A 6532-nucleotide genomic window follows, 5' to 3' on the forward strand; every position below is an offset into this window, starting at 1 on the left:
AATTTAGATAAAAAAGGTTTAAAAAGAGTTAATTCTTTAAGAAAGTTAGTAGGAAATTCAGTTATTTAATTATTAGAGTGTAAAATTGTTGGAACGCCGTATGAGGTGAAAGTCTCACGTACGGTGTGAAGTGGGGGAAAAGTTGGAGATAACTTCAAAGACTTACCTATCACTATATGAGTATTTTGATAATAAAATAAATCAACAAGATTTTGAAATAAATATATTATCAATTATAAGTTCAAATAAAGACAAATTATTTAAAGATAAGGAAATAGCTAAAAAGCCAAAGCAAATTTTAGGAAAAACACGTCTTCAAGTACTTGATAAAATTCTTGTTGAAAGGAGCGATTTTTATGAAAAAAATAGCAGTATTAAATAACAAAGGTGGGGTTGGAAAAAGTACAGTTGCGGTACAAATTTCTCATGGACTTGCAAAACTAGGGTTTAGGGTAATATTGGTTGACCTTGATGGTCAAAATGACAGTAGTTTATTCTTGGGCGTTAGTTCTAGTGAATATAAAAAAACATTTTATGATTTAATAGATAAAAGAAATAATATCAATATAAATGATTGTATATTAAATGTTAGAGAAAATTTAGATTTACTTCCTAACTCTCATATAGAAGAAATAAATGCAGAGTTTTATAGAGAGGCAAGAATTGATTTAATTTTAGACGAAAAATTAGAAGGTTTAGAAAATATGGATTATGATTTTGTAATCATAGACTGTGGTCCTCAAAGAACAAAGGTAAATGATGCAGTACTTTGCTATATAGATAATATTATAATGCCAGTTCAAGTGGAAGCAGCATCAGTTAGAGCTTGTGGTAGTATATATGAATATTTGGCAGATTTAAGATTATCACAAGATAAAATAGCACTTATAGTTCCCAATATGTATGATAAGAGAACTAAAGATGCTAATGAGAATTTAGCATTTTTAAAAGAGTTTTTTGCTGAAGATAACCTTGTATCACAGCCGATAAGTAGAAGAGTAAAAATTACAGAAGCCGGCAAGATGGGTAAGACTGTTTTTGAATATGATGAAGAGTCAGCTGCACAATTTTTTAAAGTACTAGAGAGGTTGGTGGAGAAAATTGGCTAAGAATGAGATAAATGCAAACTTTGAAAATTTAAAGGCTGAGATGATGAAAAAAAAAAATGTTGTTAAAAATATGATTGAAGGTGAAGATGTAAAAAAAAATGAAAACGAAATTAAATTTATTGATGTAAACGTAAATAAAAATGTAAACATTATTAATGATATAGATACAGATGCAACTATTTTATCAAATAAAATAGTCATAAAAAAAGCAGCAAAAGTACAACCTCCAAAGAGAATAACTTATTACTTAAACCATGATACCATAAAAAAAATTGAAAAGTATTCTAAGTTAACAGGGATGGGGAAGTCTGAGCTTGTACAAACATTACTGGATATATCATTAGATAATTTAGAAGTACAAAGTTAACTAGAGTTGGTAGTATATTTGTAGCATAAATAAAAAAATAAATATCCTAGAGTGAGAAATATAAAATTTGGATATTTATTTTTTTATTACATACAATAAATTAATCTATAGATATAAGGCTAGTTATAAATAACATTCTAGATCCTAGCGATTTAAAATAGACATTGTCACATTTTAGGCTGAAGTCTAGGTCATCCTCATGATATTCAATTGGAATGTTTATAAATGTAGTAAATGGTGTATCACGAGTAATCATATACATAGAGTTATGTTCGTCCTCAACTAGGTATTCAATTCTATTCTTAACAATACCTTTTATAATTATTTTATTTCCCGTTGAACTTAAATTATCGTAAGATTTATTTTTTATAGTATTAATTGAATAATGACCAGTTATTATAGCCTCAGTTGAAACATGAGTGACCTCTCTTATATCTGGTTCAAAAGATTCTAAACTATACTCATCTTCTATATTAATCTGTTTAAAAATAATAGAACTACAATCTAGACAAAGAGTATTACTCCTTGATTTTAAATTGGTCGATATATTACCATCTAAATGAATATATGAATAGTCAACATCGCTATATAAACTAAGTGAGTCACTCGAAGACATTGGAGTGTATTTGTAATCTCCGCTTAAAATAATACTCTCAGTAGAGGGTAAGTTATCTATAGTTATATTGTTATGGGCATCCACTTTAAAACCAGTTTTATTATTTATACATATAGAATTTTTAATAAAAGATAAGCTAGAATTATAATTATTGCTAATGTATAAATTTGATAAATCAATAGTTCCGGTATTAGTAAGTATAGTTTGAATATTAACAATATCATCACTTTGTAAATATTGTGAAGAGGATTTTTTGATAATTTCTAAATCAACATTCTCAATAGTTATTATTTTCTTATCGTTAGTAAATTTTTTTTTGATAATTTCTTCACCTTGACTATAAAAATTTGCATTTATGCTTAGATCAATGTGAGCTTTCTTTTTATAAGGTATTTTAACAGCCTCGAAGCAAAAATCTAAATAAATAGAACAATTAGGTTTAAGCAATCCTAAATTTATGAAATCATTTGTACTTTCTACATTCAAAGACTTACCATTAATTGAAAGTGAATTTTTTACATAATTAAAACATTCTGGTAAGTTTAATTTCATATCTAAATATTCACAATCACTGTTTCCTTCATTTTTAATGTAGAATAGATAATTATATTGTTTTGAAAGTAGTATAGAATCTAAGTTTGAATGGTCAGATATTTTTATAGAGTAATACTTTATATCAAGTTTTAAAATATTTGATTTGAATTTCAAACTAAATTTTTCATTTTGATTAAAAGGAATATAATTAGCGTAAACTTCAGTTTCTTTTAAATAACTATCAAATATAGGTATATCAATTACTTCATACCTAAATGATATATTTATATTTTCGTTAACTCTTAATTTAGATATTTTAACATTATCATCAATTACGGAGTCTTTTAATAAATTTCCATTTATCATAATACTGTTTACATTGAGTTTTAAGAATTCATATTTATTTAAATTAACTAAAATGTCAAGTAAATCCATATTTCCTGTATTTTGTATAGTAACAAATTCTGTAAAAAAACGTCCTACTTGTATATCATTTTCTGTAATTTTTTTTTCTACATTTATGGAAGGATACATTAAAATTATACTTTCCTTCATATGATAATTTTTCTTGAATTGATTTTTTGATTCAATACCTCTAAAGGTATAATCAATATAAAAATAAGCATCTAAACTCTCTGCTTTTATATCTAAAACCTTTGCCTTAAATGATATAAATATCTTTTCATATACTCCAAGGGGATCAAGTATGACGCTATCATATATTTTTTGATTAAAATCAATGTTATTGATTTTAAATGAATTAAAATCAATTTCTGTGTCACTAGAAAAATTAAACTTAAGAACTATATCTTCTGCACAAACATTACCTTTATTTTCTATTAAAAGACTGAAAAAAATATATTCTCCATAATTAGAATACTTTAAAAATTGTTTATTCTCCACACTACAATCTATATCGCTTATAACTAAGTTTGCATTATTAACATATATCTTAGGTTTTGTTGTTTCTACACTTTCATAAATTATATTATCATTGGATACATAGCTATAACTTATAATAGCCCTATCATTTATAGGATTAGGTTTTGGAAAACCTATAACTCTTGCTTGATATTTTATGTTGAGAAAGTCTTTTACTTTAAGCTTATTGATCATTAATCCGTCATATATATTATCTTCTTCAAATATTTTATTGTTTATAGATAGACTCCCATCTATAAACTCTAGTGAAGGATTGAATGGTTCATGAACTTTTAGACTCTCACAATCTAAGTTGCCTATATTATTTATTATTAAGCTAAAGGTAATTATGTCTCCAATCTGAGCATTTTTATTATTGACTTCTTTTAGAATTTCTTTGCTACCATTTGAACCACATATTTTGGCAGCAAGTATTGTTACATAAGTATCATTTGAATAACTTTGCCAAATTTTATTACACTTGTTATCCATAAAACTTAAATTTGCACGGACGTGTGCATCATTATAGGATATATCAAGTACTTTTGCTTTATATTTTATAATAATAATTTCACTTGGATTAATATCTTTTAGACAAATTCCATCTAATAAATTTGCATCTATTACGATACAATCATTTATAAATAGGCTATTATTAACAAATTGAAGACCATCTTGAATAGTATCTTTAAGAATTACATTTGTTGCTTTTATATTGCCTTTATTTTGAAGTGTTATTTTATACTCAATAGTATCTCCTATAGATATCTCATTCTTAGCCTGTTCTTTTAAAAACTCTCCATTTGAACTTTCGAATAAAGCACAGAGTATTTGCATAGTACAAGGATAACTTGTTTCATGTATTTTTTCAAAATATGAATTATACTCTAATTTAGATGAAATGGCTATATTACAAGTATTTTTAACAGCATCTACAGTAGTTTTATAAGAAATTATGAGTTCTTCATTTATATCTAGCTCTCCAAGTTTTATGTAGTTATATATGTTTTCACCAACTATATAAACTCCGTTTATAATTAAACTATTTTCTATGAATTTAAGACTTGTAGGAATAGTTTCTTTTAAAATCATATTTTTAATCAATGATTCAGTAGTATTTTTAATGTGTATAATATGAGTTACAGTGTCTCCTATAAATGTTGAATATTTATCAGTGGTATGTCTGAATAGGGTTCTTAAATTTTTATTAATGCTTACCTTAGCTAAATTACTTAAACTTTGAATATTAGTCATGACTTTGTCTTTTAGATTGTATACATATTCTAACTGTACCTGATTTTCTATGTAATTTTCTTCTATTTTACCAACAATAGATACATTATACTTTATAGAAATTTCTTCACCGGATTTAATTTTATCTATGAATATAAAATCATTAGATGCCCTTAGTCCAAGCTTTTTAGATGTAACTATGCTCTCATTTATGATGTTTGTATGTTTAGGAACACAGTTATTTAAATATATATTATAAGCATCCAAGTTACCAGTATTTACGATTTTTATACTGTAATCAATATCCTCATTGATTAAATAGACATCTTTACTTGTTGATAAATGAAAATTTTCACCATTAACTCCATAAATATCTGCAAAATGAAAGCTTAAATTCTCTACATTACTTTTTATATTCATGTCGATAAATTGTCCATCTTCCTCTAAATTAAAATTCAATAGAGTAAATATAGGTAAGTTAAAACTTGGGATTGATTTGTTTACCTTTAAAGGTAGTTGGATATATTTTGTTTCATTTGGTTCTAAGTTTCCTATATTTGTAAATATGTTGTTTGATATATTGAAGTCGTTTGGCTGTATAATAATGTAATTTTTATTTATAAAATTTTTAATAAGCAAATTTTCAATTTTTTTAAAACAGTTGTTTTTTATTTCTAATGTTAAATTAGCCTCTTGATATATTGACAAATGTAATTGGCTAATTTTAATATTTATATCCACATAATTTTTATCAGTATTCATATATTCACCTACTTTATTTATTATTTAAGTGTTACTAAAATAATATGAAAAAATATAGCTGGAAATACATTAAAAATTAATGCACATATCATGACAAATGCATATAGTATAGGAGATATAAATTTTTGTGAATAGTAAGGGGGAGTTTTTTATGTCAAAATATCAAGATCAAGGATGTAATTGTTCCGGACAAAATACTATAGCACACGGTAATTCAATTGAATTAGAAGTAAATAGCTGCGAATCAGAAATAAGATCAGACATAGTAGTTTCAGAATTTAAATCCGTAAGATTATGGGGACAAATACTTAATTGCGACAAAAAACCAGTAGCTAATGCTTTGATAAAGCTATTAAGAGTTATATGTAATGGCTGCTCCGTTGATTATGAGGGAGTAGCTCATACAGTAAGTGATTGTAATGGATTTTATCAATTTGAACTATGTGCTGATTCAGATATAGAGATCGATAAAGATTGCTATAAGATAATAGTTAGTAAGTCTGCTTATGGAATTGAGAGAATAATACCAGTAGATGGAGGAAATTGCGATCCTTGCAATTCTCATGATGAAGTAGATCCTTGTAAGCCTTATAAGCCAATGATAACGCCTCCAAGTAACTGTTCAACTGGTTGGGGAGTAAATACAGGATGTACTTGTAGTAATTGCAACTCGAGTTTTGATTGCTAGTTAAATAATACACAGAAGGAGAGATCTCAAAATAAGAGATATCTCCTTTTTGATGAAAATCAGCTAATCAAACTAAGGAACTTCCAAGAAATAAATTGTTCAATTCTTATAAAAATAATACCCTTTTTATTATAAATATGATTTAATAAGTTTGCCAACAAATAATCATAAAATAAGAAAGGGTATTTTCTATATGTTATTTCAAAATGAACAAGAATTCAATAGTTTAATTTCAATGCTAGTAAAAAATCTTTCAGGAGTCGAAAAAAGAATGGCTATCGCCAATATAGTAAATCACATAG

The 6532-nt window shown here is 25.9% G+C and carries 5 protein-coding genes; 4 read left to right on the forward strand and 1 reads right to left on the reverse strand.

Annotation, left to right across the window (positions count from 1 at the left end; genetic code table 11):
* The first annotated feature begins 142 nt into the window (after nt 1–142).
* From ACRC03_RS07355 to ACRC03_RS07365, 3 genes are read left to right on the forward strand one after another with little or no spacing between them, the layout of a single operon-like run.
* Complete coding sequence (locus ACRC03_RS07355) at nt 143–382, forward strand: TIGR04540 family protein (protein WP_438651915.1); 240 nt, start codon at nt 143–145, stop codon at nt 380–382.
* On the forward strand, nt 357–1109 hold the full coding sequence (locus ACRC03_RS07360; protein ID WP_438651916.1) for a ParA family protein: 753 nt from the start codon (nt 357–359) through the stop codon (nt 1107–1109). Before ACRC03_RS07355 ends, ACRC03_RS07360 begins: the two co-directional genes overlap by 26 nt.
* Nucleotides 1102–1476: a hypothetical protein gene (locus ACRC03_RS07365; RefSeq protein ID WP_438651917.1), complete on the forward strand. Its 375-nt coding sequence runs from the start codon at nt 1102–1104 to the stop codon at nt 1474–1476. The genes ACRC03_RS07360 and ACRC03_RS07365 overlap by 8 nt, the downstream gene beginning before the upstream one ends.
* A gap of 100 nt (nt 1477–1576) precedes the next feature.
* Here ACRC03_RS07365 and ACRC03_RS07370 read toward each other — a convergent pair whose 3' ends face one another.
* A complete protein-coding gene (locus tag ACRC03_RS07370; RefSeq protein ID WP_438651918.1) occupies nt 1577–5542 on the reverse strand; it encodes an SPOCS domain-containing protein in 3966 nt (1321 codons plus the stop codon).
* Nucleotides 5543–5693: 151 nt separating this feature from the next.
* Between ACRC03_RS07370 and ACRC03_RS07375 the strand changes: the two genes are divergently transcribed.
* Nucleotides 5694–6230, forward strand: coding sequence for a hypothetical protein (locus tag ACRC03_RS07375; protein WP_438651919.1), 537 nt, complete (start codon nt 5694–5696; stop codon nt 6228–6230).
* The last annotated feature ends 302 nt before the right edge of the window (nt 6231–6532 follow it).

Origin of the sequence: Romboutsia sp., assembly GCF_051659545.1 — a bacterium.
Taxonomy (GTDB): Bacteria; Bacillota; Clostridia; order Peptostreptococcales; family Peptostreptococcaceae; genus JBOFOR01.

Coding starts and splice junctions, on each gene's coding strand:
- ACRC03_RS07370 (WP_438651918.1), bottom strand. CDS start 5,542: ATGAATACTGATAAAAATTATGTGGATATAAATATTAAAATTAGCCAA.
- ACRC03_RS07375 (WP_438651919.1), top strand. CDS start 5,694: ATGTCAAAATATCAAGATCAAGGATGTAATTGTTCCGGACAAAATACT.
- ACRC03_RS07360 (WP_438651916.1), top strand. CDS start 357: ATGAAAAAAATAGCAGTATTAAATAACAAAGGTGGGGTTGGAAAAAGT.